Below are 23655 nucleotides of genomic sequence, written 5' to 3'. Positions count from 1 at the left end.
CCTTGAGGCGACTCTGCTTTTCGGGATCGGTCACGCGCCCCAGCGCGTCACCAGAGTGGCAAGCTCGGGCCGCACCCGATCGGGCTGGGACTCGCCCCGGCCGATATGGATAAATCCCGCAACGGTTTCCTGCGGCGCCAGGCCGATCGCCTCGCGCGCCTTGGCGTCATAGGCCATCCACTCGGTCAACCAAGCGGTCTTGAACCCCATGGCGTTCGCCGCGATCGTGAGCGTCATGCACACCGCGCCGGCCGAGAGCACCTGCTCCCACTCGGGAATCTTGACGTGCGGCGCCGCCCGGCTCACCACCGCCACCACCAGCGGCGCGCGGTTGAACCGGCCACGCTCCACCGCGAGCCGGTCCTCGTCCGCGCCCGGGTTGGCGGCCTGGAAAACCGCCGCGACCGCCTCTCCGAGCCGGTCGCGCGCCTCACCCTCGACGACGATTAATCGCCAGGGCGCCAGCTTGCCGTGATCCGGCACGCGGGTCGCGATGGCGAGCAGCGCATCCAGTTCGGCCGCGGTGGGGCCCGGGCCGGTCATCAACTGGGGCGGAACCGAACGGCGGGTCCGGAGCATCTCGATGGTGTCTGTCATGGGCGTCCGTCAACCTGGGGACGAGCGGTGCCCGGCGATGGGCGATCCGCGGTCCTATTCCACATTCATGCAGTGTTCATGCGCCACATGGAAATGTGTGGCCAAGATCGGGATGGGGCGCGCCGAGGCCGGGATAAACCGGCCCGTTCGAAGGCGATCGAGAGCTAGGGCTAGCTCGCGACGCCGTCAAGGCACGCGCACCATCGCCACCCGTGCGCATGAGTTCCCGCCCCATGGTTCCCGCCCAACCCTTGCAGCCGCAGAACCTCTGGACCCGCCGCGCGACCCTCGCGGCCGTCGGCGCCGTGCTGGCCTTCTGGGTCGTCGCCGCGCTCACCTGGCGGTTCACCGACTCCGTCGTGCCCTGGGACTCCAAGAACCACTTCTACCCGATGTTCCGCTATCTCGGCGCAGCCCTGGCCCAGGGCGAGTGGCCGTTGTGGAACCCCTACCATTTCAGCGGTCACCCCTCGGTCGCCGATCCCCAGTCGCTGCTGTTCACCCCCACGATGGCGGCTTTCGCCTGGCTCGCGCCCGAAGCCAGCATGCAGCTGTTCGACGGCGTCGTGTTCGCCCACCTGCTGCTGCCGGCCTTTGCGACGCTCGGCCTGTTCTACCGGCGCGGCTGGCACCCCATCGGCGCCGTCGCGGCCGCGATGATGATCGTGCTCGGCGGCTCGGCCGCAGCCCGCCTGCAGCACACGGGCATGATCTTCTCCTACTCGTTCTTTCTGCCGGCGCTGCTTTTCGTCGAGATCGCGCTGGAGAAAAAATCCTGGAAAGCCGCGCTGGCCTTCGGCCTCTGCGCCGGGCTCATGGCGCTGGGCCGGGACCAGGTCGCCTTCCTGTGCTGCCTCGCCATCACGGCGGCGGTGATCGGCCAGGGCGCCCGCGCGGCCCAGCCGTTCCGCTTCGCCCTGACCCGCGCGCCCCTGCTGGCGCTGGCAGCCATCGTGATTGTCGCCATGCTGGCCGTCCCGGCGCTGCTGACGATGCAGCTGCTGGCGGATTCGAACCGCCCGGCCATCAGCTACGGCGTCGCGGCGATGAACTCGATGCCGCCGTCGAGCCTCGTCACGATGCTGACGCCGAACATCTTCGGCACGCTGAACCACACCTACGACTACTGGGGGCCGATGTGGGACACGGTGCCGGAAGGCACCTACACGGACCGAGCGGTGAACTACATCTTCGCCGGCACGATCCCGATCGTCCTGATCTTGTGGCAGGGCGTCGGCAAGGGCCGCCTGTTCGGTCGCGAGTTGCGGTTCTTCGGCCTGCTCGGTCTGTTTGCGGTGATCTACGCTCTCGGCCGCTATACGCCCGTGTTCGTGCGCCTTTTCGACCATGTACCGGGCATCGCGCTGTATCGCCGGCCCGCCGACGCGACGTTCCTGATCAACATCTCGCTCGCGTTTTGCGCCGGCTACTGCATTCACCGCTACATCGCGGATGGCGGCGCGGCATTGGCTGAACGGCTCCGCCCCTGGGCGGCGCGCGTCCAGAAGGCGGCCGCGTTCGCGATTCCGGCCGGCCTGCTCGCCTCCGGGCTCATCTTCTCCAGCCGCGGCGGCCATCTGCTCGAGGCCGGCGTCCAAGTGGCGCTGTTCCTCGCGGTGGCGGCGGTCGGGCTCACCCTGGCCATTCAGCAGACGGGCCGTCAGGCGCGTCTGACGGCTGCGGCCATTCTGGTGGTCTTCACAGGCGGCGAACTCGTGTGGCGCAACGCCGCGTCGGCGCTGAACGCCGAGCCGTCGAACCGCTACGCCGTTTACGACAGCCTCAAGCCGGGCGACTTCGCGGGCTTGAACGTGCTGAAGCGCGAACTGGACGAGCGCCACGCCAAGGGCGAGCGGCCCCGCGTGGAAATCCTCGGCCTGACCGGCGCCTGGCAAAACGCCTCGATGGTGCTCGGCATCGAGGACACGGTCGGGTACAACGCTCTGCGCATCGCCGAATACGAGAAGGCCGTCGGGCCGGGCGAGAACGCCGTCGAGCTGCGCCTGCGCCAGTTCCCGGGCACCTTCCGGGGCTATCGCTGCAATCTGGCCCGCCTGCTCGGCCTCGAATACCTCGTGCTGGACCGCCCGGCCGACAAGTTGCCGCGGCATTTCCCGCGGCTGAGCGCCGCCACCCTGCTCTACTCCTCCGACAACATGTGGATCTATCGCCTGGCCCCGGCCGCGCCGCGCGCCTATGTGGCGTCGCGCTTGCGCCCGGTGGAGACCGAGGAAGTCCTTTCGGACGAGGAGCTGCCGGAGTTCGACCGCAGCACCGAAGCCCTGATCGACAAAGGCGACCTCGAGTACCTGGACGGCAACTACACGGCGCAGAACGACGCGACGCCGGAGGACGGCGGCAACGCCTCGCAGGTCAAGATCCTGTCCTACAAGCGCAACAGCGTGAAACTCTCGGTGACGACGGAGCGCGCCGGACTGCTGGTGCTGCACGATCTCTACTACCCGGGCTGGGAAGTGACCGTGGACGGCGAAGAGAAGAACGTCCTGAAGGCCAACCTTCTGTTCCGCGGCGTGGAAGTGCCGGCCGGGCGGCATCAGGTGGAGTTCACATTCCGGCCGCTTTCGACGGACAATCTGCTGACCGCCGCGACGGACTTCGTTCACCGCGAGGGAGCCGGCGAGACCGCCACTCGCTGACGGTCATCGTTGTGGCGCTTGTCCGGCGGCCTGTCCGGGTGCACAACACCACCGGTCGAAGGCGCCGCGACGCTGCGGCGAACAATGGTTCAATGGCTCGCAACACCATCACGATCGCGCTTCTGCTCGCGGGTGCGCTGGGTTTTGAATCCGCGGCGGCCCAGACGGTGTTCCCGCCGCTGACGCCGATGTCGCCCGCCACCGCGCTGCCGCCGCCGACCTCGCCCGAGGCGAGCGGCGGACAACCCGCACCCGCGCGTTCGGCGCCGTCCACGGCCATTCACCGCGACGGCGGCATGCTCTATCTCGGGGCCGTGCTGGGCGGGCAGGCCGGACCGATCCGCACGGGAATCACGTGGCGGATCTACGCCGAGCCTCAAGATGGATCGCCCGCGACGCTGGTGCAGGAATCGACCTCCGCGTCGCCGAGCATTCCGCTGGATCCGGGCGTCTACATCGTCCATGCCGCCTACGGACTGGCGAGCGCCACCCGCCGCGTCGTGATGAGCGGCGCGCCCAGCACCGTGAGCCTCACGATCAACGCCGGCGGCCTCGTGCTCGGCGGCATCATCGGCGACACGCTTATCCCGCCCGAGAAGCTGCGCTTCAGCGTCTATGTCCCGCTCGGCAACGATCCCGAGGGGCGCGCTGTGGTGGAGGGCGCGCACGCGGGCACGTTGATCCGGCTCCCCGAGGGCGCCTACCGGATCGTGTCGACCTACGGCGACAGCAACGCGATCATGAACGCTGATCTGAAGATCGAGGCCGGCAAGGTCACCGAGGCGACGTTGCGCCACAAGGCCGCCACCGTGACGCTGAAGCTCGTGACGGCGCCCGGCAGCGAGGCGCTCGCCAACACGGCCTTTAGCGTGCTGACGCCGGGCGGCGACACCATTCGCGAGGCCATCGGCGCCTTCCCGTCCATGGCGCTGGCGGAAGGCGAGTATGTCGCCATCGCGCGCAACGCCGGCAAGGTCTACACGCAGGAGTTCACCGTGAAGTCGGGGCTCGACCGGGACATCGAGGTGCTCGCGCGCTAGTGCGCTACAGGCGACAAACGCATCGCCGACGCGTTAAAGTTGTTAATCGAGATATTACACTTTTAGGGGACAGTGCTCGCGGAGGGACCGCCGCGTGCTCAGCCGATTCATCAGCCCCATCTTCCGCGATCGCGCAGCGCGCTTTCCAATCGTGGTCGGCGCATCGCTCGCGATCGTGATGTGGGCCGGGCTCGGCTCCATTCTGGTGATCGAGCATGGCAATGCCAGTTCGGGCGCGCAGCGCAAGGCCGCCGACATGGCGACGCTTTTCGCAGAGAGCGCAGGCCGCACCATCCGGGAAGTCGACAAGATCCTCCTGCTCATCCGGGCGCTCTACGAGGAGGGATCAATCGACGTCGTCAGCGCGGCCTATTCCAAGCGTGCATCGCAGTTCGATTCCCTCACCTTCCAGCTCAGCATCGTCGCGCCTGACGGCGTGCTGGTGATGTCCAACATGAAACCCGCGACCGAGCGGGTGGACATCTCCGACCGCGAACATTTCAAGGTCCACCGCGAGCGCAGCGACGACAGGCTCTACGTCAGCAAGCCGTTGCTCGGCCGCGCATCCGGCCGCTGGTCGATCCAGCTCACGCGCGCCATCAAGGCCCCCGACGGCGGGTTCGGAGGCGTCATCGTGGCGTCGATCGATCCGGACCATTTTTCGCGTCTCTACGAATCGGTCGATCTTGGCCGCGACGGCGTCGTCGGCCTCTTCGGGTTGGATGGCATCGTGCGCACCCGTCGGGGGCAGCAGCCCAACTCGACAGGCGTCTCGGTCGCCGGCACGCCCATGTTCGAGGCCATCCGCACTGGCGCGGAAGGCTCCTACAAGCTCACCAGCCCGATCGACGGGATCGAGCGCATCGGGGCATTCCGCCGGGTGACCGGGCAGGACCTTGTCGTCGCCGTGGGGCTCTCGAACGATGAGGCGTTCGGCCCGCTCCGGCGTCGCGGCGTCGCGATCGCGCTCATGGGCCTGCTCGGCATGGGCTTGATCACCGGCGCGGTGGTTTTGTCGATCCGGGCGCGGCTGGCGCGGGAAGCCTTCCAGCGCGCCAGCCAGCTTGCGACCGAGCAGCACGCCGAACTCGCGCTGCGCGACGAACGCGAGAAGCTCGCCCAGCGCGACGCCGAGGTGCTGGCTGGCGTGGAGAAGCTGAGCGGGCATCTCGGATCGTCCATCGAGACCCTGGATGCGATCATCCATGCCATCGGCGAGCAATCCGCGCGCATGAACCAGGCCGCCATTGCGGCGCGCGACGGTAGCGCCGGAGCGGCCGAAGTCTCGAACGCATCGGCGCGCAATGTCGACGATGTCGCGGGCAGCGCCATCACGATCTCGGACATGGGGATCGAGGCCGAGCGCGCCGTGAGCGGCGCCCTCGCGACGTTCGACGAGGCCATCGCCGAGGCAGACCGGAGCAACGGCGCCTTCGACGAGCTGCTCGTCGCCACCCAGCAGATCGACCGCGTGGTGCAACTCATCCGGAGCATCGCCCACCAGACCAACATGCTTGCCCTGAACGCCACGATCGAGGCGGCGCGCGCCGGAGAGGCGGGACGCGGATTCTCGGTGGTTGCGCAGGAAATCAAGAACTTGTCGGCCCAGACCTCCCTCGCCACGGGCGAAATCAGCGACCAACTCACCGCCATCCAGCGCGCGGGGCGGACGTCGATCGAGAGCGTCCGCGCCGTTCAGGAACGCCTGAGCGTGACCCGTGACACCACCGAGGCCATCGCCGGCACGGTGGCCCGGCAAAGCTATTCGGCCAGCGAAATCGCGATGCGCATCGCCACCGCGGCGCAGACGGCCGCCGACGCCTCCCGCAGCGCCGACGCGATCCGGGCGGCGGCCGAACTTTCCAACGCCTGCGCGTCAGACGTTTTGGCCACGACCCGCACGCTGGAGGCCGAGGCCCATACCGTGCGCGTCGAGATCGAGGCCCTGCACCGCTCGCTGAGGCAGAGCAGGACGAGCTGAAGAACCTGCACGTTTTACGATTATCATTGATCGAAGTCGTCGCGCTCCGGCGCGACCGGGAGCATGCTGCGGTGCTTCAACACGGGTGATCGCATGGCCTCGACACGCAACTACGTCCTGATCCTCTCTCTCGCGATGACCTGCGCGAGCCCGGCTTTCGCCGCCGACGCCGCCAACGGCGGCCGCATCGCCAAGCGCTGGTGCGCGGAATGCCACGTCGTCACGCCTGGCCAAGCCAGCGCCAAGGCGGACGCGCCGACCTTTGCGAGCATCGCGGCGCGCGGCGCGGCAGTGGTGCCGCTGGACAAGTTCCTGATGAACCCGCACCCGAAGATGCCGGACATGCAGCTCAACCGCACCGAGGTGGCCGACCTGGTGGCCTATATTGGGAGCTTGAAGAAATAACCGATGCCGCCCTTCCCGCCCCGGCGATGACCGGGCGGGAAGGGATTTTCGTCGCGACTACTCGGCTGCGATCCGCATCGCCTGCGCGCGCTTCTGGTCGGGCGGAGTGGCCTCGTCGAGGAAGCACTGCAGCGCTGCGTCGAGGCTCATCACCTCCTGCGCCTGCGAGCCGAGGCGACGCACCGTCACCGCGCCCTCGGCGGCCTCCTTCTTGCCGACCGCAATGATCACCGGGACCTTGGCCAGCGAGTGCTCGCGCACCTTGTAGCTGATCTTCTCGTTGCGCAGGTCGGAGCGGGCGCGCAGCCCGGCGTCCCGCAGCTTGGCTGTGACCTGCCGCGCGTAATCGTCGACGTCGCTCGTGATCGGGCAGACGACGATCTGCTCGGGCGCCAGCCAGAGCGGGAAATGCCCGGCATGGCTCTCGATCAGGATGCCGAGGAAGCGCTCCATGGAGCCACAGATGGCGCGGTGCACCATCACGGGCTGCTTCTTCTCGCCATCCGCGCCGATGTAGAACGCGCCGAACCGCTCCGGGAGGTTGAAGTCCACCTGCGTGGTGCCGCACTGCCACTCGCGCCCGATCGCGTCGCGCAGGGTGTACTCGAACTTGGGCCCGTAGAACGTGCCCTCGCCCTCGTTCACGCCGGTCTTGATCCGGCCCCCGGATTCGGTCGCCATCTTGTCCAGCACCTTGCGGAGAATGCCCTCCGCGTGGTCCCACATGGCGTCCGTTCCGACGCGCTTCTCCGGCCGGGTGGCGAGCTTCACTACCACCTCGTCGAAGCCGAAGTCGGCGTAGACCGACATCATCAGCTCGTTGATCTTCAGGCACTCGGCCTCGAGCTGCTCCTCGGTGCAGAAGATATGCGCGTCGTCCTGCGTGAAGGCGCGCACGCGCATGAGCCCGTGCAGCGCGCCGGAAGCCTCGTAGCGATGCACGGCGCCGAACTCGGCGAGCCGGATCGGCAGGTCGCGATAGCTCTTCAGCCCGTGCTTGAAGATCTGCACGTGCCCCGGGCAGTTCATCGGCTTCAGCGCGAAGATGCGCTGGTCGGCCTCCGGATCGTTCGGGTGCGTGAAGGCATGCGCCGACTTCACCGCGAACATGTTCTCCTGGTACCAGCCCCAGTGGCCGGAGGTCTCCCACAGGCTCTTGTCGAGGATCTGCGGAGCGTTGACCTCGTCATAGTCCGCGCGCAGCCGCCGCCGCATATAGGCGATCATGGTCTGGAACAGCGTCCAGCCCTTGGGGTGCCAGAAGACGGTGCCCGGCCCTTCCTCCTGGAAGTGGAACAGGTCCATCTCGCGGCCGAGCCGGCGATGGTCGCGCTTCTCGGCCTCTTCCAGCTGGTGCAGGTAAGCCTCGAGATCTTCCTTCTTGGCGAAGGCGGTCGCGTAGATGCGGGTCAGCATCTGGTTGTTCGAGTCGCCGCGCCAATAGGCGCCCGCCACCTTCATGAGCTTGAAGGCTTCGCCGATCTTGCCCGTGGAGGTCATGTGCGGGCCGCGGCACAGGTCGAACCAGTCGCCCTGCCGGTAGATCTTCAGGTCGTCTCCGACCGGAATGGCGTCGATGAGCTCGACCTTGAAGCCCTCGCCCTTCTCGGCGAACACGCGCTTGGCCTCGTCGCGCGTCCAGACCTCCTTGGTGAAGGGCTTGTCGCGCGCGATGATCTTGCGCATCTCGGCCTCGATCGCCGGGAAGTCCTCCGGCGTGAACGGCTCGTTGCGGGCGAAGTCGTAGTAGAAGCCGTTTTCGATCACAGGCCCGATGGTCACCTGCGTGCCCGGCCACAGCGTCTGCACCGCTTCGGCCAGCACATGCGCGGCGTCGTGCCGGATGAGCTCCAGCGCCCGCGGATCGTCGCGGGACACGAACTCGAGCCTGGCGTCGCGCTCGATCGGATCATTCAGATCGGCCAGTGCGCCATCCAGCGCCATTGCGACCGTGCGCTTGGCGAGAGAGGGCGAGATGCCCTTGGCGATGTCGAGGCCGGTGGTCCCGGGGGCGAACTCACGTACGGCGCCGTCGGGGAAGGTCACGTTGATCATGCTGCAGCTCTCCGGCTCACTCCTGCAAACACGTGCAGGTAAGCGAAAGGGGCGACGGTCAGGACGAGGGCGGGGCCGCGCCGTCGCCCGTGTCGACAGCCTCGCATCGAATGCGCGCCGGGGCGTTCACGCCGCGCCAGAGCCCATAGCGCCACGGTCTATACCACGCCCCGCCGGGCGGCAACGCCGCCGCCACGAGGTCGACGCCCTCCGTGCCCCAGGGGTTACAGCGGCAGATTCGGGCCGCGCCCATCCATCCGCCGGCCCAAAGCCCGTAGCGGCCGATCGCCTCATCCGTGTAGCTCGAGCAGCTCGGCCAGTGGCGACATTGCCGCCCGATCAGGCCCGACAACGTGAGTTGATACAGCCGGATCAGCCCATGCGCCGCCCAGGCGCCGGGTCGGTAGGGTTTCGTTAACCCTGTCGCGGCACCCTGATCGGGCGTTTGCATCTTCTTCACGTCTGCTTGCGTCTCGGCCATCGGCTGGGCTAAGCCTCTTGCGTCCGCGGTTCGAAGCCGCTCGCCGGCGGCCCGCACACGGAGCTTTGCGTACATGGTTTATCGCGTTCGATCTGTCGCCGCACGCGCCTTGGGCGTGGCATGCTCGATCGTTCTGCCCGCCATGGGCGTTTCTGCCGCCCACGCGGCGGACGCCGTCGAGGCCCCCATCGCGGTCGGCTCGCAGCCCGCCGGCTGGCTCCTGACCGTCCGCGGCAACGTGGTGGTTTCGCCCGATTTCCCAGGCTCCAAGGACTACGGCTTCCTCGCCTATCCGTCGCTGAGCCTGCGCCGCACGGACGAGCCAGAGGGCTTCAAGGCTCCTGACGACGGCATCAGCTTCGCGCTGTTCGGCGACAGCCGCTGGAACGTCGGCGTTGTCGCCCGCTACCAGTCGGGCCGCTACCGCGAGGACAACCGCGCCCTTTACGGCATCCGCGACGCCAAGTGGTCGCTGGAGCCCGGTCTCTTCGGCGAGTTCTGGCCGTTGGCTGACACGCTGCGCGTCCGCGGCGAGCTGCGCTACGGCATCAACGGCTATAACGGCCTCGTCGGCAGCCTGGCGCTCGACTACGTGCAGCGCATCGGCAACCTGACCCTCGCGATCGGTCCGCGCGTTGCTATCGCGGGCGGCGAGTACATGAACGCCTATTTCGGCGTGAGCCAGCAGGACGCCCAGTGGAACGGCGCGGTGACGCCCTACAAGGCTGATCCGGGCATCAAGTCCGTGGGCGTCGCCGCTTCGGCGACCTATCAGTGGAACGACCAGTGGGCGACCACGGTGCGCGGCGGCTACGACCGCCTGACCGGTTCGGCCGCGGACAGCCCCATCGTCCGCAATCTCGGGTCGCGCGACCAGTTCTCGGTCGGCGCCAGCGCCAGCTACTCGTTCCAGCTCGGGGGCGGCGGCTGGAAGCGCTGAACGGCGGTTCCTACTCCGCCGCTTGAGCGCCCGCCGAACGCGCCGCCTCGATCTTGCCGATGGCGTCCACCACGGCGTCGAAGGTCAGCATCGTAGAGGCATGACGCGCCTTGAAGTCGCGCACCGGCTCCAGCACGGCGGCGTCGGCCCATTCGCCTGACGGCGGCGGGCCGTTTTCCTTCAGCATCTTGCGCACGGTGTCGCGAATCTGGCGCAGCTCGGCCGCCGTCGATCCCACGACGTGCCGGGCCATGATCGACGAGGACGCCTGCCCAAGCGCGCAGGCCTTCACGTCATGGGCGAAGTCCGCGACCGTATCGCCGTCCATCACGAGATCCACCGTCACGGTGGACCCGCAAAGCTTGGAATGCGCGGTCGCGCTCGCCTGCGGCGCAGGCAGGCGGCCCAGCCGTGGGATATTGCCGGCGAGCTCGAGTATCTTGGCGTTGTAGATGTCGTTCAGCATGCGCCACCGTCCTTTCACCGCAATATAGGGCTTTGATCAGACGGCTGCGAGGGTTCCGGCGGCGCGGAAGAATTTCGCGCGACCGGACGCCGCATCTATGGTCCACGCCGAAGCTGAAGGCGTATAGGGTGCATTCCAGTTCGGTGGAGGCTCCATCATGGACGCCGTGGTCACAAACTTTTCCCCCCGCCCCGCGATCGAGACTGCCCGGGAGGCCCCTCCCCGCCCCTCGCGTGAGGAAGCGGAGGCCGCGGTCCGCACGCTGATCCGCTGGGCGGGCGACGATCCCGCTCGCGAGGGGCTGCTGGACACGCCCAAGCGGGTCGTGAAAGCCTACGAGGAATTGTTCCGCGGCTATGGCGAGGCCGCCCAGGCGGTTCTGGCCAAGGTTTTCGAGGATGTCGGCGGCTATGACGACATGGTGGTCGTCAAGGACATCCCGTTTCACTCCCATTGCGAGCACCACATGGTGCCGTTCGTCGGCACGGCGCATATCGGCTACTACCCGGCTGAGGGCGTGGTCGGCCTCTCCAAGCTCGCCCGCGTGGTCGACACCTTCGCGCGCCGCCTGCAAACGCAGGAGACCATGACGGCCCAGATCGTCGGCGCCATCGACGAGGCGCTCAAGCCGCGCGGCGTCGCCGTGATCATCGAGGCCGAGCACATGTGCATGTCGATGCGCGGGGTCCAGAAGCAGGGCGCCAGCACGGTGACGACCCAGTTTACCGGCGTGTTCCGGGACGACCCGGCCGAGCAGGCCCGCTTCATCACCATGGTGCGCGGTTTTCGCTGAGCGCTGGCAGGCGCTGCCGGGCATGCTAATGGACGACGGTCGGCCCAGGGCCGGCCGTTTCGCGTTCAGGAGCCGCCCATGTGCGAGAACTGCGTTCCACTCAGCCCCCGGGGCGACAAGCACGCTGTGGAGGAAGGCGCGCTGCTGACGCCGAAATTCGACTCAGCCGGGCTCCTCACCGCCATCGCGGTCGACGCGCAGGACGGCCAGATCCTGATGGTCGCGCACATGAACCAGGAAGCGTTGGAAAAGACGCTGGCCACCGGCGAAGCCTGGTACTGGTCCCGCTCGCGCGGCGAGCTCTGGCGCAAGGGCGACACCTCGGGCCAGATCCAGACCGTCCACGACATTCTGGTCGATTGCGACCAGGACTGCCTGATCCTCAAGGTCACGGTCGCGGGGGATGGCGGCTGCTGCCACACGGGGCGGCGCTCCTGCTTCTACCGACGCGTCGAAATGCCGGCGAAGGGCCCCGCCGCGCTCGTTTTCATCGAACAGCCACGATCACGCTGAACTGTGACGGGGGCTCGGCCGTTAACCGTTCGGGTCTTCAAACAACGGTAACGTCCGCGTGCCACGCTCAGGTGTGGGAGGAGCGGACGAGGATCGGCCATGCTCCAGGAATTACTCGGATTGCGCATGCCCGCCCGGGCCGAAGGGGCCGCCTCGTCCGGCGGTGAACCTCCGCAGGGTCAGGCTGTCACGCCAGCGCCGGCGACTCGGCGCAAGCGGCCGCGCATCGGCGTGGCGCTCGGCGGCGGCGCGGCGCGCGGCTGGGCCCATATCGGCGCGCTGCGGGCGCTGGAACGGGCCGGCTACGCGCCCGAGGTCGTGGTCGGCACCTCCATCGGCGCAGTGGTCGGCGGCTGCTACGCGGCCGGCAAGCTGGACGAGCTGGAGCAGTTCGCCCGCTCGCTCACCAAGCGCCGCGTCCTTTGGCTCATGGACTTCCACATCGGCTCCGGCCTCATCAGCGGCGACCGCCTCAAGGCGCTCCTGCAGCGCGACCTGGGCGAGACCAGGATCGAGGACGTGGCCACCCGGTTCGCCGCCGTCGCGACCGAGCTGCGCTCGGGCCATGAAATCTGGCTGACGCGCGGCCGCATGGTGGAAGCCTTGCAGGCGTCCTACGCGCTGCCCGGCATCTTCGACCCCGTGCGGCTCGGCGGGCGGTGGCTCTTCGACGGGGCGCTCGTCAACCCGATCCCGGTCACCACCACCCGGGCCCTTTCGGCCGACCTCGTGATCGCGATCAACCTCAATGCCGATCTGTTCGGCCGTGGCGCGGTGATCCCCGACCATGGCGGCGGCGCCGACGAGCCGCCCCAGGAGGAGATGGCCGAAGCCATCGTCGCAGAGGGATTGTTTTCACCCGTGATCGGCGCGGCGAACCGCATCAGCCAGTTCGTCCGGCGCAGCAGCGGCGCGCCAGGCCTCGCCACCGTGATGGTCGACGCCTTCAACATCACGCAGGACCGCATCGCGCGGTCGCGGCTGGCCGGCGATCCGCCGGACATCCACGTCAAGCCAAAGCTCGGCCGCATCGGCCTGTTCGACTTCCATCGCGCCGAAGAGAGCATCGCGCTCGGCGACGAGGCCATGACGCAGGCCCTCGAGGACCTCGCCATGACCATGGAGGCGCTGCCGGGCGGCTACTGACGCCGGGGAGCCCTCAACCCGCCGTGATGTACTCGCGCAGGGCCTGCGTCTCGTGCTGCATCTCGTTGAGGCGATGCTTCACGACGTCGCCGATGGAGATGATCCCCGACAGGCGTCCACCCTCCACCACCGGCATGTGCCGGAAACGGCCGGATGTCATGTCTTCCATCACGTCCACGATCATCGTGTCCGGCGCGCAGGTGATCACCTCGGCGGTCATGTGACGCGACACCGCGTCGTCCAGCGCGGCCGAACCGGCCTTGCCCAGCGCGCGGACGATGTCGCGCTCCGACAGGATCCCGTGCACGGCCCCGTCCGAGCCAGACACCACCACGGCGCCGATACGCCGTTCGCCGAGCAGCTTGGCGGCTTCCCCCAATGTCCGGTGCGGCTGGATCGTGACGACGTCCCGGCCCTTGGTCGACAGAATGCGGGAGACGGTCATGCGTCCCTCCTTTCGTGTCCATCCCTGGCGACCGCGCGTGCGGCCGCCGCTCGCGGGGGCGTCGCGTGACGTTCTGAGGTCTCGGCGACTCCACCCGTCGCGCGAGTGTGCGCCCATCGTCGCAGGCGCGCAATGGCGCCCGTTGGGGCTTAGTCCAGGGCCGTGGGGGCCGGATCGAACAAGCGAAACGCCAGAATGCCGACCAGGAATCCGCCGACATGCGCTTCCCAAGCGATGGCCGAATCCGTGAAGCCCAACTCCTCTGCGCCAAGCCCGGTCGCGAGGTTCATGATGAACCACACGGCCAGAAAGGTGACCACCCGGCTATCCCGCAGCACCGCGCCGAGCGGCAGCGCGGGCAACCTGTAGCTCTGCTCCTCGGTGAGCCGGTAGGCGCCGAGCGGCGCTCCTGGCTGGAAGACGAATCGGATCGCGGCCGCCATACAGCCCGACACGGAAGCCGATGCGCCCACCATGGGGCCGACATCGCCAGCATGCGTCGCGAAATGGCCCAGCGCTCCGCCAATCGCGGTCACGACCAGAAACGCCAGGAAGCGGAAGGCTCCGAAGCGGCGCGCCACGGCGGTACCGAAGGCGAGCAGCCAGACCGAGTTCAGCGTGAGGTGCATCCAGCTGCCGTGCAGCAGCGCGTAGCTGACCGTCGTCCAGGGTTTGCTCGCCCCCTCGGCCACGATCTCGCGGGCCAGCCCGAGCCGCTGGATCAGATCCACGTTGCCGGGGTCGCGCGCCAGGCTGGCCGAAAGGCCCGGAACCGGGTCCGCCCCGAACAGCAGCGCGAAGCGGGCCGGAATGAACGCCATCTCGTACACGAGGCTATCGGGGCCGAGCCCCCATTCCCGCAAAGCGTGGATGGCCGCCAGCACGGCGATCACGCCGATAACCGCCGAGGGAATGTTGAAGATCGGTTCGCGAGGCGCGTGGTCGTCTGCGGCGGATCTCACGCGCGGGCTACTCCTGAAAGGGCCAGAGGCGGCGATGGAACCTGAACATCGTCCGCGCACGGTCCTGGTTCAAGCCGGGAAACTGCTTTGGGGCAAGAGCCTTGATCCACCCGCGCCAGGATGGCCGCAAACGTTAACGCGAGAGCTGGAACGGGAAGCGCCCAACGTCCTGCGCTATGGGCAAAAAAAGGGAGAGCCGAAGCTCTCCCGTTGGCGCGGCGGAGGATCTTTCATCCCGCCTATCCCCGGTTTTCCCTGCGGAAACCCGGTCTTTGCCTCGCGTTCCAAAAGTTGATGCGGTGGCCAAGGAGCTACAGGCCGTTCGCAAAGGATGCAGGAGGACCATGTCCCACACAGGCCGCCGGCGCAACGTCAACCAGTGGTTAAGGTTAAGATCGGGCGTGGCACAGCGACTGCACTTCTCCGTCCAAGGGGGCTTCGAGGCCGATCACGCCGCCCGGAAGAGGATCGGTTTTGTTTCGAAGCGGGACGGAGGCCGGGCTGGGAAGCCCCGGGGACAACGACATGAAACACGCCGCCACGCGGGCGCTCTTCGCCTATTGGGACATGCTGAGAGGCGAGCGCTGCGCGCCGGAGCGATCCGAGATCGACCCCACCGCAATCCGCGGCATCCTGGCCGACACCTTCGTGATCGAGGTGGATGACGAGCGCACGTGCCCGTTCCGCATCGCCGGGACGCGGGTGTCCGCACTCGTCGGAAAGGAACTGAAGGGCGAGAGCTTCACGGCCTTGTGGGAAGGAACCGCCCGCGACGAGGGCGGCGCCCTGATCGACATGATCGTCAACGAGAGCGCCCCGGCCGTCGCATCCGTTGTCGCCTGGACGCGCGACGGCGCAGCCTGCGACCTGGAATTGCTTCTCCTGCCATTGCGCCACCGCGGGCGCACGCACGCGCGCATGCTGGGCTCCCTCTCCCCTCTTACGGTCCCGCCGCGGCTGGGGCTTGATCCGGTGCAGAGGCTCGAGCTGCGCTCGCAACGCGTGATCTACGCCGGCGAGCGCCTGGACAGCCCCGGCCTTCCGACCCCTCGGCAGGCCCTGCCCTTCGCGCGTCCCGAGCGGCGCGGCCATCTCTTCGTGTTCTCGGGCGGGAAGGACGCGGATTCATCCGATGCGCTAAAGCGCCGTTAACCCCGTCGCGCGAGAATGCTGGGACTTTCAGGGCCTCTCCCGGTCCGTCGATTGACCCAGATGGCGATCATGCAGGCGATTCAGGCGAACCCCCGGACACTTGAACGCCGCCGTCACCAGCGCGTGCGGGTCACGTTGCTCGGCCGGTTCATGCTGGAGAACCGCCAGGAATTTCCCTGCCAGACGGTCGACATGTCGCCCGGCGGCCTCGCGCTGTTCGCGCCCGTGCGCGGCAAGCTGGGCGAGCGCGTGGTGATCTATCTGGAGCATCTGGGCCGCGTCGAAGGCACCATCGTCCGCGAGTACGAGCGCGGCTTCGCGGTCGCGCTCTCGGCCACCAAGCGCAAGCAGGACAAGCTCGCCTCGCAGCTCACCTGGTTCGCCAACCGCCAGGAACTCGGGCTGCCCGAAGATCGTCGGCATGAGCGCATCACCCCGCGCTCCACAGGCGCGCTCATGCGCACGCCGGACGGGGCCGAGATCGGCGTCCGCATCATCGACGTCTCGCTCTCTGGCGCGGCCGTGTCCTCGCCCGTGAAGCCGCCTCTGGGTTCACCCGTCTCGATCGGGGCGACCAGCGGCAAGGTCGTCCGCCATTTTGACGGCGGCATCGCGATCGAATTCCTGCGCACCCTGAGCGACCAGGCTTTCGACGAGAACGTTCAGCTCTAGCGTGCTGCTTGCGGCGTCTCGGCGACAGGCGCGTTCCCGAACGACGCCAATGGCGCACTTGCTTACAATTTGAATGATTGCTTTCAGGCCTCCTGAAGAGGCTCTGAACCATCATCGGAACGTCACGAAGCCACGTGACGGCGCGGCCCCACGCGCCGGGCCCAGCCCACATTCCCGGCGTGTCCCCACACACCCATCGCCGGGGTTCTTTGAGCCGGCTCTTGTCCCGAGAGCCGGCTCATCTTTGTTTTATCAGGGTTTTTACCTGCGGTTGCGTGTCGCGGGGGAAATGAACCAAGCGCGTTAACGATGTCGTAACCAAACGGTTGCACGTCCGGATGCCCTTCTTTACCGTTCATTAACCTTGATGATGGCGGGGCTGGGGCAAATGCGGCTTCTTGGGGGCGTTCTATGCGGGCTGTTGGGGCTCGGCCTGATTGCGAGCGTCGGCGCGCAGGCATCGAACCCGATCCGGGCGATCCCGGCCGCCGTATCGCCGACTCCGGTGCTCGAGGACGTCAAGCCGCCGATCGGCTGGATCGATTTCTGCCCAACCCACGCTGACGATTGCGAAGGCCCCGTCCTCCCGCCCAAGAAGATCACCCTCAACGCCGCCACCTGGGGCGAACTCGTCCGCGTGAACCAGCAGGTCAACAGCGACATCGAGCAGGTCGAGGACATCACCCTCTACGGCGTTTCCGAGAAGTGGACCTATCCGGACGCCGGCAAGGGCGATTGCGAGGATATCGCGCTCCTGAAGCGCCGCATCCTGATGCGCGAAGGCATGCCCCGGCAGGCGCTGCTGATGACGGTCGTTCGAGACGAGACCGGCGCCGGACACGCGATCCTGACCGTGGTCACGGACCGCGGCGACTTCGTGCTCGACAGCAAGACCTCCCGGATCATGGGCTGGGAAGCCACGGGCTACGGTTTCATCAAGCGCCAGTCGCAGGAGCATCCCAATCAGTGGGTGAAGCTCGGCGAGCCGGCCCCCTCCGGCCTCATCGTCGCCGGCCACTAGAGCAATATGCGATCCAGAAACGGAGCGGCGGCCATAGAGGCCGCCGTTTTGCATCAGGCCTGAGTCACGGCCGCTACTCGGCCACGTCGATCCGGCGCAGGCCCTTGGCGTAGCGCTTCCAGTTGTCGACATAGTGCTGCGCCGTCGCACGCAACCGCTCCACGCCCGTGTCGTCGAGCTGGCGGATGGCCCGGGCGGGAGAGCCGACGATCAGCGACCCGTCGGGAAACTCCTTGCCCTCGGTCACAAGCGCGTTCGCGCCGACCAGGCACCCGCGGCCGATCTTCGCGCCGTTGAGGATCGTCGCCCCCATGCCGATGAGCGACCCGTCGCCGACCGTGCAGCCATGCAGGATGGCATGGTGTCCCACCGTGACGTCCTCCCCGATCACCATCGGGAAGCCCATGTCCGTGTGCAGCAGGGAGGTTTCCTGGATGTTGCTGCGCGCGCCGATGCGGATCCACTCGTTGTCGCCGCGCAGCACCGACCCGAACCAGATGCTGACGTCCTCGGACAATTCCACGCCGCCGATCAGGTGCGCGTCCGGCGCGATCCAAAAGGTCCCGGGCGCCGGAAGAGCGGGTTGGCGGCCATCGAGAGAGTAGATCGGCATGAGACGGCTCCGGCTGCTTTGCGTCCGCCGAATGGACGGCGCGCCGTCCGGTCCGTCAAGGGCCAGGCGTTCAGGAGCCGAGAATCGCGATCGCCATTTCGAGGATCACGCGCCCGCATGCGAGCCCCCACAGGCACGCAATCATGGTGGCCAGCGCCACGAACCCGATGCGCCGCCGATCCTGCTTCCGCCCACGAACGGTGTTGCGCAGGATGATGAAGGGCGCGGTCAGCACCACGAGCGGAACGGACGCCACCGCGCGCGCTCCCCCGGTCTCCAGCAGCGTGAAGCTCGCCCGCCGCTCCGTCATGGCCTCGAAGCCGGTGGCAACCATGCCGGCGGCCGCGATGCCGATGGCGAGCGCCTTGAAGGCTTCGATGGAGTCGAACGAGAGCGAAACGGACACGCAGAAACCTCCGACGGCCCGAGGTGAGCCGGCGCGATCATTATGCGAGGCTTAAGGGTTGGTTAAAGATGTTCCTTCAGAATTGGTTAAGGCTGACCGGAGTTTTGCGTGCATGCCCCCCGCCTCCTCCCTGTCTGACACCATCGCGTATGCGCGCCGCACCGCCACGGTCGTTCCGGCGCCTGCGCCCCAGACCCACACCCTCCGGGCGGCCGCGCTCGTGCTCGCCGGCGGCCTCGTGGTCGGCTCCAGCGCATTCGCGCTTTCGGCGCTGCGGCCCGAACCCGCACGTCTCGTGACCGCCTCGGTCGGCCGGGTGTCGGTGTCGGTCCCGTCGCAGCTGATCCGCAATCCGGCCCAGCGCAAGGACGGCGCGCGGCAGCGCCTCGATCTCGCGCTCGCCTGGCCGAACCTGGACGCCGCCAAGCCGGTCGCGCCCTCCGCCGCCGCCAAGGCCCCGCTGGCGCTCCGCGACGTGCTGCTGGTCACGATCCTGCAGGCAGACGACGGCCCCGACGCGGGGACGCGCGCGGCGGAGCTCTATGGCCGTTATCTGGAAAGCGCCGTGGAGGAAGGTCCGGGCGGGCTGATCAGCCGACGCTTTCGCGCCAAATCGCCCTATGCGGGCGAACAGCTGCTGCTGGCCCCTCCGGACGGGCGACGCTTCGCCGCCCGCTGCGACGTGGAAGGCCGGGCGGCCGATGGACTGCCCGACGTCTGCATCGCGGAATTTCGCCGGGATGGGCTGGATATCCAGCTGCGGATGGAATCGCGCCTGCTGGAGCACTGGGAGGCGATCGACGAGCGCTTGCGCCGCCTCCTCGACAAGATCATCGGCTGAGCGAAAGGGTGTTCAGCCCTCGAGGTCGACGTCCAGGATCGACATGTTGAACGCGTAGGAGCGGTCGCCGTCCTCGTCGTCGAGCGACAGGATGCCCACGAACTCGTCGCCGATCATGACCTCGGCCGAGTCGGTCTTCTTGGGCCGCGCCACCACCTTGATGGTGTTGTTGTTGAACAGCCGCCGGAAATAGTCCTGCAGCTTGGCGAGTTCGGTCTTGTCCATCGTCTGGGCCTCTACGGCGGCGGTGGGCGCAGCCGTTTCGTGGGGAGGGACTTGCCACGCTCCGCCCGGCCCCGCAAGGCCGGCGCCGGACACAGCGTCGGCGTCAGGCTTCCGGAATGTCGCTTCCGAGCTTTTCGGCGAGCAGCTGGTCCATGCTGCGGGCGGGCTCGGCGCAGCCGGCGCTGCCCACCACCTGGGCAGGCACGCCCGCCACCGTGGTGTTGCGCGGCACGGGCTTCAACACCACCGAGCCGGCCGCCACGCGGGCGCACTGGCCGATCTCGATGTTGCCCAGGATTTTCGCCCCGGCGCCGATGAGCACGCCCTGCCGGATCTTGGGATGGCGGTCGCCGCGCTCCTTGCCGGTGCCGCCCAGCGTCACGTCCTGCAGCATCGAGACGTTGTCCTCGATCACGGCCGTGTAGCCCACCACGAGCCCGGTGGCGTGATCCAGGAAGATGCCCCTGCCCATGCGGGCGTTGGGGTGGATGTCAGTCTGGAACACCTCGGACGAGCGGCTCTGCAGGTAGAGCGCCAGGTCCTTGCGGCCGACCTGCCACAGCGCATGCGCGAGGCGATGCGTCTGGATGGCGTGAAAGCCCTTGAAGTAGAGCACCGGCTCGATGAACCGCTGGCAGGCGGGATCGCGATCGGCCACCGCCATGATGTCGGCCCGGAACGCCTCCGCGATGGAGGGATCGTGGTGGATCACGTCCATGAAGGTCTGGACGATCAGCTCGCTCGACACCGCCGGATGGCTGAGCCGCGCCGCGACGCGGTGCACCACCGCGGATTCGAGCGTGTCGTGGTTCACGATCGTGGACACGATGAAGCTCGCCAGCGTCGGCTCGCGCCGGACGATCTCGTCCGCTTCCTCGCGGATGCGGCTCCATACCGGGTCGACCCGCTCGATGCGGGGACTGCGGACAACGCCTTGGCTGAAACCGTGAGCGGACATGCGCCCTCCGACAACGAAGACGCCGCGGCGCAGGGTGCGACGCGGCTTCAGGGGTTAGTGTCTCATATCTAGTGTCACGCCGCATCCACGCCAATGCGCGGAATGGGCGATCACGCCATTGCGAACGGTCGCGGCCAGCGCACCCGTCAGGGCCGGCGCTCCAGAAACGCCAGCACGGCTTCCTTGTGGGTGCGGTCGCCCACCGCGAGGTTGTGGTCGCGCCCAGGAATCGCGAAGGCTTCGGCGCCCGGGATCAGGTCGGCAAGTGCATGCGGGTCGCCCGCGACATCGTCCTTGGTCCCCACCGACACCAGCACGGGCAGCCGGATCGCGCCGACCTGCTCGCGCGTCAATGTCTGGCGCGAACCGCGGATGCAGGCCGCCAAGGCCTTCAGGTCGCTGCCCGTCTGCTCCGCGAAGGCGCGGAACATGCGCTGCATCGGATTCGTGAGCGTCTCGACGGAGGGCGCCTCCATGGCGTCCGCGATGCCCAGCGGCAGGCCGACGCCTTCGACGAGGTGGATGCCCAGGCCGCCCAGCAGCGCCGAGCGCACACGGTGCGGATGCGCCAATGCGAGATGCGCGGTGATGCGCGCCCCCATGGAGTAGCCCATCACCTCGGCGCGCTCGATGCCGAGATGGTCCATCAGCCGACGCACGTCCTCGGCCATGATGTCGGACGAGTAGTCCGCCGGATCATGCGGCTTGTCGCTCTGGCCGTGGCCGCGATTGTCCAGCGCCACCACCCGGAAGCCGGCGCGGTTCAGCGTCTTCACCCACAGCGTGTTGACCCAGTTCACCGCATGGCTGGACGCAAAGCCGTGCACCAGCACGATGGGGTCGCCCGCGCCCTCCTCGGGCGGCTGGTCGATGAAGGCGATGCGAACGCCCGCGGAATCGAAGTACTGCATGGGGGCTCCGGCGGCAGGAAAGAGCGCGACCGTAGTCCGGCCGCCCGCCGGCCCGCAACCCGCGCCGGGCGCAGACCCGCCCTTCGATCCACTAGCGGAGGACCGCCCGCTTGATTATGGTGCGCCGCAAATCATTGGACGCAGCGCCGCTGGCGCATTCCGGAGCAGCATCATGGCCGATGTCGGCGTTCCCCACTTCCAGAATGATGTCGGCGCGCCGGCCATCCGCATCGCCGCCCGCGAGTTCATGTGCATCGGCGCCCGCCCGCCCTTCGACCACCCGCACGTGTTCCTCGACATGGGCTCGGACGACGAGATCCTCTGCGGCTATTGCTCCACCCTGTTCAAGTTCGACCCCAGCCTGCACGGCGACGAGACGGTTCCGCCCGGCTGCTCCTACGAGACGCCCAAGGCCGCGTGAGTTGACGGCGCCCCAGGCGCCCGCCCCTTCCCTTCAGGTCCCCCCGACGGACCCCATCGCATGACAGCCCAACCGGACGGCGCCGCGCCGATCCTGATCGCCGGCGCCGGCATCGGCGGGCTCACGGCCGCGCTGGCGCTCGCCCGCGCCGGCCATGCGGTGACCGTGCTGGAGCGCCGCACCCGCGTCGAGGAGGTCGGCGCCGGCATCCAGCTCTCCCCCAACGCCTCGCGCGTCCTCATCGAGCTCGGCCTCGGCCCGGCGCTGTCGCGCGCCGCCGGCGAGCCGCAAAGGTTGGTGGTGCGGAACGGCCGCTCCGGCCGCCAGCTCGCCGAAATGCCCTTCGGCGAGGCCATGCGGCAGCGCTATGGCGCGCCCTACTACGTCGTCCACCGCGCCGACCTTCAAACGCTGCTGCTGGACGCCGTGCGCGGCCTGCCCAACGTCCGGCTCGTGTTCGGCCGCGCGGTGACGAGCGCCGACACGGAGGGCGACGGCGTCACCGTATTGGCGGAAGCTTCCGCCGGCCCGGAAACGCACTGCGGCGCGCTGCTGATCGGCGCCGACGGCCTCTGGTCCCGCGTCGCCGCCGCGGTGGGCGACGCGACCGAGGCGACGTTCACCGGCTATGTGGCGTGGCGCGCCACACTGCCGATAGAGGCGGCGCCGCCGAGCTTCCAGAAGCAGGAAACCGGCCTCTGGCTCGGCCCCGACGCCCATCTTGTCCACTACCCGCTGCGCGGCGGACGCATCGTCAACGTCGTGGCGGTGATGCGCGATCGCGACGCCGAGAAGGGCTGGTCCCGCCCGGGCGACGCCGAAACCTCACGCCGGCGCTTCGGAACCTGGGCGCCCGAACTCGGCGGCCTCCTGTCGCGCCTCGACGACTGGCAGGTCTGGTCGCTGTTCGATCGCCAGCCGCGCCAAACTTGGGCGCAAGACCGCATCGCGCTGCTCGGCGACGCCGCCCACCCGGTGCTGCCCTTTCTGGCGCAAGGCGGCGCGCTCGCGATCGAGGACGCCGCCGTGCTGGCCCGCGAACTCGCCCGCACCCCGGCCGACGTCCCCGGCGCGCTGCGCGCCTACCAGAACGACCGCCGCGCCCGCGCCCGCAAGGTCCAGGCTACGTCGCGCCAGAACGCCGGCACGTACCACCTCTCCGGCCCCTTCGCGCTGGCGCGCAACCTCGTGATGAGCCGCCTCTCCGGCCCCCGCCTGATGCAGCGCTACGACTGGCTATACGGCTGGAAACCCGACGAAACCTGAACGCCTTGCATTCCCCGCCGCGCCTCGGCAAACAGGGGCGCCGCACGGCCGGCCCCGTAGTCCAACGGCAGAGACAGGCGACTTAAAATCGCTACAGTGTCGGTTCGAGTCCGACCGGGGCCACCAACGATGAGCCATAACAGTGCCTTGCAGCACGGTTAGCCATTGAAGTTAGCCAAGGCGGTTAGCCAAGCCCGCCTATCCCCCGCCGCCACAACGCTGCGACCTTGACGCGCGCTGGACGCATAAATCCCAGAGCTCTCCCGACGCTCGTGTTGGGGCAGCTAAATACAGGCAAATGCGAAGGCCACGTTCAAGGCGCCTTGGCATGGAGCGCGCTCTTCGGCGAGAATATGCGGAAGAGAAGGTCGTCTTGGGATGCCGCGTAAATCTGGATCCGGCTACGTCGTGCTAATCGGCGTCCTGGCCGGCGTCTATGAGCTGCTCCCAAGTGGCAAGCACCCTGATCAGCCGCTGCCAGCTGCACACCTGGAAACTCAATTCACTCCCGTTCGCCTCGCCGCTCCTGCCGGAGATGCGCCCTCGCCTGCCACACCGCCGAACGCTTCTCCGGCCGGACCCGCAGCCCCGCCTCCGACCTCTGCAATCAAGCCAGATCGCGACACGAAGCCCGTTTTTATTCGCGGTCACAAAGTTCCGCTTCGCGCTGCCCCCGACGGCAAGGCAC

The 23655-nt window shown here is 68.1% G+C and carries 25 protein-coding genes and 1 tRNA gene; 15 read left to right on the top strand and 11 right to left on the bottom strand.

Features of this window, described 5'->3' with window-relative positions; all coding sequences use genetic code 11:
* Positions 1-30 precede the first annotated feature (30 nt).
* Positions 31-597: a nitroreductase family protein gene (locus AC1DSZ_RS23335; RefSeq protein WP_476840705.1), complete on the bottom strand. Its 567-nt coding sequence runs from the start codon at positions 595-597 to the stop codon at positions 31-33.
* 233 nt (positions 598-830) lie between these two features.
* Between AC1DSZ_RS23335 and AC1DSZ_RS23330 the strand changes: the two genes are divergently transcribed.
* The 4 genes from AC1DSZ_RS23330 to AC1DSZ_RS23315 all read left to right on the top strand — a co-directional run bounded on the left by AC1DSZ_RS23330 (position 831) and on the right by AC1DSZ_RS23315 (position 6680).
* Positions 831-3254, top strand: a complete 2424-nt coding sequence (locus tag AC1DSZ_RS23330; protein ID WP_476840704.1) for a YfhO family protein — start codon at positions 831-833, stop codon at positions 3252-3254.
* A 92-nt stretch (positions 3255-3346) separates the two neighbouring features.
* Positions 3347-4294 (top strand): hypothetical protein, encoded by a 948-nt coding sequence (locus AC1DSZ_RS23325; RefSeq protein ID WP_476840703.1) that lies wholly within the window; start codon positions 3347-3349, stop codon positions 4292-4294.
* 94 nt (positions 4295-4388) lie between these two features.
* Positions 4389-6275, top strand: a complete 1887-nt coding sequence (locus AC1DSZ_RS23320; protein ID WP_476840702.1) for a methyl-accepting chemotaxis protein — start codon at positions 4389-4391, stop codon at positions 6273-6275.
* A gap of 93 nt (positions 6276-6368) precedes the next feature.
* Entirely contained in the window at positions 6369-6680 is a 312-nt protein-coding gene (locus tag AC1DSZ_RS23315; RefSeq protein WP_476840701.1) for a c-type cytochrome, read from the top strand.
* A gap of 57 nt (positions 6681-6737) precedes the next feature.
* On the opposite strand, the gene thrS is transcribed toward AC1DSZ_RS23315, so the two are convergent.
* Both thrS and yidD read right to left on the bottom strand, forming a co-directional pair.
* Positions 6738-8735, bottom strand: coding sequence for a threonine--tRNA ligase (thrS, locus tag AC1DSZ_RS23310; RefSeq protein ID WP_476840700.1), 1998 nt, complete (start codon positions 8733-8735; stop codon positions 6738-6740).
* Positions 8736-8793: 58 nt separating this feature from the next.
* A complete protein-coding gene (yidD, locus tag AC1DSZ_RS23305) occupies positions 8794-9186 on the bottom strand; it encodes a membrane protein insertion efficiency factor YidD (protein WP_476840699.1) in 393 nt (130 codons plus the stop codon).
* A gap of 103 nt (positions 9187-9289) precedes the next feature.
* Between yidD and AC1DSZ_RS23300 the strand changes: the two genes are divergently transcribed.
* Complete coding sequence (locus tag AC1DSZ_RS23300; RefSeq protein ID WP_476840698.1) at positions 9290-10156, top strand: MipA/OmpV family protein; 867 nt, start codon at positions 9290-9292, stop codon at positions 10154-10156.
* 10 nt (positions 10157-10166) lie between these two features.
* Here the strand turns inward: AC1DSZ_RS23300 and AC1DSZ_RS23295 are convergent, their stop codons facing one another.
* Positions 10167-10622 carry an iron-sulfur cluster assembly scaffold protein gene (locus AC1DSZ_RS23295; RefSeq protein WP_476840697.1) on the bottom strand — a complete coding sequence of 152 codons (456 nt, stop codon included), beginning with the start codon at positions 10620-10622 and terminating at the stop codon, positions 10167-10169.
* A gap of 157 nt (positions 10623-10779) precedes the next feature.
* Between AC1DSZ_RS23295 and folE the strand changes: the two genes are divergently transcribed.
* The 3 genes from folE (at position 10780) to AC1DSZ_RS23280 (ending at position 13074) form a co-directional block, all read left to right on the top strand.
* The gene (gene folE, locus AC1DSZ_RS23290) at positions 10780-11415 is read left to right on the top strand and encodes a GTP cyclohydrolase I FolE (protein WP_476840696.1); all 636 of its coding nucleotides are present in this window, start codon (positions 10780-10782) and stop codon (positions 11413-11415) included.
* 78 nt (positions 11416-11493) lie between these two features.
* Positions 11494-11928, top strand: coding sequence for a phosphoribosyl-AMP cyclohydrolase (gene hisI, locus AC1DSZ_RS23285; RefSeq protein WP_476840695.1), 435 nt, complete (start codon positions 11494-11496; stop codon positions 11926-11928).
* A 99-nt stretch (positions 11929-12027) separates the two neighbouring features.
* Complete coding sequence (locus AC1DSZ_RS23280; protein WP_476840694.1) at positions 12028-13074, top strand: patatin-like phospholipase family protein; 1047 nt, start codon at positions 12028-12030, stop codon at positions 13072-13074.
* Between the two features lie 13 nt (positions 13075-13087).
* Here the strand turns inward: AC1DSZ_RS23280 and AC1DSZ_RS23275 are convergent, their stop codons facing one another.
* Both AC1DSZ_RS23275 and AC1DSZ_RS23270 read right to left on the bottom strand, forming a co-directional pair.
* On the bottom strand, positions 13088-13519 hold the full coding sequence (locus AC1DSZ_RS23275; protein WP_476840693.1) for a CBS domain-containing protein: 432 nt from the start codon (positions 13517-13519) through the stop codon (positions 13088-13090).
* A gap of 149 nt (positions 13520-13668) precedes the next feature.
* A complete protein-coding gene (locus AC1DSZ_RS23270; RefSeq protein ID WP_476840692.1) occupies positions 13669-14481 on the bottom strand; it encodes a rhomboid family intramembrane serine protease in 813 nt (270 codons plus the stop codon).
* A gap of 525 nt (positions 14482-15006) precedes the next feature.
* Here AC1DSZ_RS23270 and AC1DSZ_RS23265 point away from each other — a divergent pair.
* From AC1DSZ_RS23265 to AC1DSZ_RS23255, 3 genes are all read left to right on the top strand, one after another.
* The gene (locus AC1DSZ_RS23265; RefSeq protein WP_476840691.1) at positions 15007-15633 is read left to right on the top strand and encodes a PAS domain-containing protein; all 627 of its coding nucleotides are present in this window, start codon (positions 15007-15009) and stop codon (positions 15631-15633) included.
* Positions 15634-15693: 60 nt separating this feature from the next.
* Positions 15694-16305 (top strand): PilZ domain-containing protein, encoded by a 612-nt coding sequence (locus tag AC1DSZ_RS23260; RefSeq protein ID WP_244643974.1) that lies wholly within the window; start codon positions 15694-15696, stop codon positions 16303-16305.
* Between the two features lie 388 nt (positions 16306-16693).
* Complete coding sequence (locus tag AC1DSZ_RS23255) at positions 16694-17326, top strand: transglutaminase-like cysteine peptidase (protein WP_476840690.1); 633 nt, start codon at positions 16694-16696, stop codon at positions 17324-17326.
* A 73-nt stretch (positions 17327-17399) separates the two neighbouring features.
* Here the strand turns inward: AC1DSZ_RS23255 and AC1DSZ_RS23250 are convergent, their stop codons facing one another.
* The gene (locus AC1DSZ_RS23250; RefSeq protein ID WP_476840689.1) at positions 17400-17939 is read right to left on the bottom strand and encodes a gamma carbonic anhydrase family protein; all 540 of its coding nucleotides are present in this window, start codon (positions 17937-17939) and stop codon (positions 17400-17402) included.
* Between the two features lie 70 nt (positions 17940-18009).
* Positions 18010-18345: a DUF6949 family protein gene (locus AC1DSZ_RS23245; RefSeq protein WP_476840688.1), complete on the bottom strand. Its 336-nt coding sequence runs from the start codon at positions 18343-18345 to the stop codon at positions 18010-18012.
* Between the two features lie 112 nt (positions 18346-18457).
* On the opposite strand from AC1DSZ_RS23245, the gene AC1DSZ_RS23240 reads away from it, so the two are divergent.
* On the top strand, positions 18458-19186 hold the full coding sequence (locus AC1DSZ_RS23240; RefSeq protein WP_476840687.1) for a hypothetical protein: 729 nt from the start codon (positions 18458-18460) through the stop codon (positions 19184-19186).
* 12 nt (positions 19187-19198) lie between these two features.
* Here AC1DSZ_RS23240 and AC1DSZ_RS23235 read toward each other — a convergent pair whose 3' ends face one another.
* From AC1DSZ_RS23235 to AC1DSZ_RS23225, 3 genes are all read right to left on the bottom strand, one after another.
* Entirely contained in the window at positions 19199-19411 is a 213-nt protein-coding gene (locus AC1DSZ_RS23235) for a DUF3126 family protein (protein ID WP_188518833.1), read from the bottom strand.
* A 103-nt stretch (positions 19412-19514) separates the two neighbouring features.
* Positions 19515-20369, bottom strand: a complete 855-nt coding sequence (gene cysE / locus AC1DSZ_RS23230) for a serine O-acetyltransferase (protein WP_476840686.1) — start codon at positions 20367-20369, stop codon at positions 19515-19517.
* Positions 20370-20515: 146 nt separating this feature from the next.
* Positions 20516-21280: an alpha/beta fold hydrolase gene (locus tag AC1DSZ_RS23225; RefSeq protein WP_476840685.1), complete on the bottom strand. Its 765-nt coding sequence runs from the start codon at positions 21278-21280 to the stop codon at positions 20516-20518.
* Between the two features lie 172 nt (positions 21281-21452).
* Between AC1DSZ_RS23225 and AC1DSZ_RS23220 the strand changes: the two genes are divergently transcribed.
* From AC1DSZ_RS23220 to AC1DSZ_RS23210, 3 genes are all read left to right on the top strand, one after another.
* Entirely contained in the window at positions 21453-21701 is a 249-nt protein-coding gene (locus tag AC1DSZ_RS23220) for a zinc-finger domain-containing protein (RefSeq protein WP_476840684.1), read from the top strand.
* Positions 21702-21761: 60 nt separating this feature from the next.
* Positions 21762-22967, top strand: a complete 1206-nt coding sequence (locus AC1DSZ_RS23215) for an FAD-dependent monooxygenase (RefSeq protein ID WP_476840683.1) — start codon at positions 21762-21764, stop codon at positions 22965-22967.
* 50 nt (positions 22968-23017) lie between these two features.
* Positions 23018-23093, top strand: a tRNA-Leu gene (locus AC1DSZ_RS23210).
* Positions 23094-23655: the final 562 nt, after the last annotated feature.

The organism is Alsobacter sp. P4_H11 (assembly GCF_056400925.1).
This window is presented reverse-complemented; position numbering and strand designations above follow the sequence as displayed.

What these genes read in the sequence shown, in the direction of transcription:
- AC1DSZ_RS23335 (WP_476840705.1), bottom strand. Translation starts at nt 597, where the DNA reads ATGACAGACACCATCGAGATGCTCCGGACCCGCCGTTCGGTTCCGCCC.
- AC1DSZ_RS23330 (WP_476840704.1), top strand. Translation starts at nt 831, where the DNA reads ATGGTTCCCGCCCAACCCTTGCAGCCGCAGAACCTCTGGACCCGCCGC.
- AC1DSZ_RS23325 (WP_476840703.1), top strand. Translation starts at nt 3,347, where the DNA reads ATGGCTCGCAACACCATCACGATCGCGCTTCTGCTCGCGGGTGCGCTG.
- AC1DSZ_RS23315 (WP_476840701.1), top strand. Translation starts at nt 6,369, where the DNA reads ATGGCCTCGACACGCAACTACGTCCTGATCCTCTCTCTCGCGATGACC.
- thrS (WP_476840700.1), bottom strand. Translation starts at nt 8,735, where the DNA reads ATGATCAACGTGACCTTCCCCGACGGCGCCGTACGTGAGTTCGCCCCC.
- yidD (WP_476840699.1), bottom strand. Translation starts at nt 9,186, where the DNA reads ATGCAAACGCCCGATCAGGGTGCCGCGACAGGGTTAACGAAACCCTAC.
- AC1DSZ_RS23300 (WP_476840698.1), top strand. Translation starts at nt 9,290, where the DNA reads ATGGTTTATCGCGTTCGATCTGTCGCCGCACGCGCCTTGGGCGTGGCA.
- AC1DSZ_RS23295 (WP_476840697.1), bottom strand. Translation starts at nt 10,622, where the DNA reads ATGCTGAACGACATCTACAACGCCAAGATACTCGAGCTCGCCGGCAAT.
- folE (WP_476840696.1), top strand. Translation starts at nt 10,780, where the DNA reads ATGGACGCCGTGGTCACAAACTTTTCCCCCCGCCCCGCGATCGAGACT.
- hisI (WP_476840695.1), top strand. Translation starts at nt 11,494, where the DNA reads ATGTGCGAGAACTGCGTTCCACTCAGCCCCCGGGGCGACAAGCACGCT.
- AC1DSZ_RS23280 (WP_476840694.1), top strand. Translation starts at nt 12,028, where the DNA reads ATGCTCCAGGAATTACTCGGATTGCGCATGCCCGCCCGGGCCGAAGGG.
- AC1DSZ_RS23275 (WP_476840693.1), bottom strand. Translation starts at nt 13,519, where the DNA reads ATGACCGTCTCCCGCATTCTGTCGACCAAGGGCCGGGACGTCGTCACG.
- AC1DSZ_RS23265 (WP_476840691.1), top strand. Translation starts at nt 15,007, where the DNA reads ATGAAACACGCCGCCACGCGGGCGCTCTTCGCCTATTGGGACATGCTG.
- AC1DSZ_RS23260 (WP_244643974.1), top strand. Translation starts at nt 15,694, where the DNA reads ATGGCGATCATGCAGGCGATTCAGGCGAACCCCCGGACACTTGAACGC.
- AC1DSZ_RS23255 (WP_476840690.1), top strand. Translation starts at nt 16,694, where the DNA reads ATGCGGCTTCTTGGGGGCGTTCTATGCGGGCTGTTGGGGCTCGGCCTG.
- AC1DSZ_RS23250 (WP_476840689.1), bottom strand. Translation starts at nt 17,939, where the DNA reads ATGCCGATCTACTCTCTCGATGGCCGCCAACCCGCTCTTCCGGCGCCC.
- AC1DSZ_RS23240 (WP_476840687.1), top strand. Translation starts at nt 18,458, where the DNA reads ATGCCCCCCGCCTCCTCCCTGTCTGACACCATCGCGTATGCGCGCCGC.
- AC1DSZ_RS23235 (WP_188518833.1), bottom strand. Translation starts at nt 19,411, where the DNA reads ATGGACAAGACCGAACTCGCCAAGCTGCAGGACTATTTCCGGCGGCTG.
- cysE (WP_476840686.1), bottom strand. Translation starts at nt 20,369, where the DNA reads ATGTCCGCTCACGGTTTCAGCCAAGGCGTTGTCCGCAGTCCCCGCATC.
- AC1DSZ_RS23225 (WP_476840685.1), bottom strand. Translation starts at nt 21,280, where the DNA reads ATGCAGTACTTCGATTCCGCGGGCGTTCGCATCGCCTTCATCGACCAG.
- AC1DSZ_RS23220 (WP_476840684.1), top strand. Translation starts at nt 21,453, where the DNA reads ATGGCCGATGTCGGCGTTCCCCACTTCCAGAATGATGTCGGCGCGCCG.
- AC1DSZ_RS23215 (WP_476840683.1), top strand. Translation starts at nt 21,762, where the DNA reads ATGACAGCCCAACCGGACGGCGCCGCGCCGATCCTGATCGCCGGCGCC.